Genomic DNA, 1,731 nt, shown 5'->3' with positions numbered 1-1,731 from the left:
GGTGGTCAGCTCCGGCGACCCGGTCGGCCCGCTGCCCGGGCTGCGCTGGCTCGGCGCACCCGAACTGCTGGCCGGCGCGGTGGCGCTGCTGCTGCTCTCGGTCCTCACCCTGGTCGGTGTCGCCACCCGGCTGCGGGTCTTCGTGGCCGGCGTGGTGGCCGGGCTGTTCGGGGCGGCCACGGCGCTCGGCGGGCTGCTGCTGGGCCCGGCCGGCACGGCGGCGGTCCTGCTCTGCGTGCTGGTCTTCGCGGTGGGGGCGATCCCGCTGCTGGCGATCCGGCTCGGCAAGGTGCCGCTGCCGCCGATCACGCTGCCCAGCGGTGAGCCCGGCGGCCCGGACCGCGCCCGCGACCTGCCCGACTCCGACCGGGTCTACGCGGCGGTCGCCCGCACCGAGGAGATGCTCACCGGGATGCTGCTCGGGCACGCCGTGCTGACCGTGGCCGCCGCCGTGGTGCTCGGGCTCTCCGGAGGGACGGCCGGCCGGTTGCTGGTGGCGGTCGCGGGCGCGGTGCTGCTGCTGCGCTCCCGGCTCTTCGTGGCGGTCCGGCACCGGGTCCCCACCGTGGTCGCCGGTCTGACCGGGTTCGCCGTCCTCGGCGCGGTGCTGGCCGGGCGCTCCGGTGCGGCGGGCCTGCTCGCACTGATGCTGGGCGGGCTGGCGCTGGCCCTGGTGACCGTGGTGGCCGGCACCACGTACGCCCGGCGGCCGGTCTCCCCGTACGTCGGTCGGATCGCCGACCTCACCGACACCGCCCTGGTGGTTGCGGTGGTCCCGGTCGCCTGCGCGGTGCTCGACCTGTACGAACGGGCCCGGGGGCTGCTCGGCTGAGCGGCTCCCGGGCCCGTCGGACGTCGTCGGGTGTCAGTGCGCGGACTCGCCGCGCTCCTCGGCCTCCCGGGCGCGCCGGTACGACGCGACGATCTCGGCCTCGGCCTCCTGGCGGCCGACCCAGGTCGCGCCCTCGACCGACTTGCCCGGCTCCAGATCCTTGTAGACCTCGAAGAAGTGCTGGATCTCCAGCCGGTCGAACTCGCCCAGGTGGTGGATGTCGCGCAGGTGCTCCTGGCGCGGGTCCTCGTAGGGCACGCAGAGGACCTTGTCGTCCCCGCCCTTCTCGTCGGTCATCCGGAACATGCCGATCGTGCGGCACCGGATCAGGCAGCCCGGGAAGGTCGGCTCGGGGACCAGCACGAGCGCGTCCAGCGGGTCGCCGTCCTCGCCCAGGGTGCCCTCGATGAAGCCGTAGTCCGCCGGGTACTGCGTGGACGTGAAGAGGGTGCGGTCCAGCCGGATCCGGCCGGTCGCGTGGTCCACCTCGTACTTGTTGCGGTGACCCTTGGGGATCTCAACCGTCACGTCGAAATCCATCTGCACGCTCCCTCGTTTGCCCACGCTGGCCAACGGTAACCAGCGGCTCGCCACTCCCCGGACAGGTCAATGCCACCCATCCGCTCCGGCCGCCGCATAGTGTTCGGACCGAAGTAGTGTCACCCAAGCAGATTTTCGCGGGGGGAGGAGGGGGCGGTGGGGAGGGAAGATTCACACTACAGCCCGGACGGAGGCGTGGGGCGGCGGCCCGGCGGATCCGGGTCGGGCGGTTTCACCGGGCGCGTACCGGTGCCCGACGCCCATCCCGCCCGCGGTTCCTGGCCGGCCGGCGACGTGCCGGCCCGGGAGGGTTCGTCCGGCGGCCACGGCCGGCCCGCGCCCGCACCGGATCCTTACCC

The 1,731-nt window shown here is 74.2% G+C and carries 1 protein-coding gene and 1 pseudogene; one reads left to right on the top strand and one right to left on the bottom strand.

Features of this window, described 5'->3' with window-relative positions; translation table 11 throughout:
* Positions 1-832, top strand: a pseudogene (locus AB0I76_RS29320) (type VII secretion integral membrane protein EccD); the annotation flags it as partial.
* Between the two features lie 33 nt (positions 833-865).
* Here the strand turns inward: AB0I76_RS29320 and AB0I76_RS29315 are convergent.
* Positions 866-1,372, bottom strand: coding sequence for an inorganic diphosphatase (locus AB0I76_RS29315; protein WP_357042220.1), 507 nt, complete (start codon positions 1,370-1,372; stop codon positions 866-868).
* Positions 1,373-1,731 lie beyond the last annotated feature (359 nt).

The sequence above is a fragment of the Micromonospora sp. NPDC049799 genome (genome assembly GCF_040656655.1).
Taxonomy (GTDB): Bacteria; Actinomycetota; Actinomycetes; order Mycobacteriales; family Micromonosporaceae; genus Micromonospora.
Note: the sequence above shows the minus strand (reverse complement) of the source record. Positions and strands in the feature narration are given on the sequence as shown.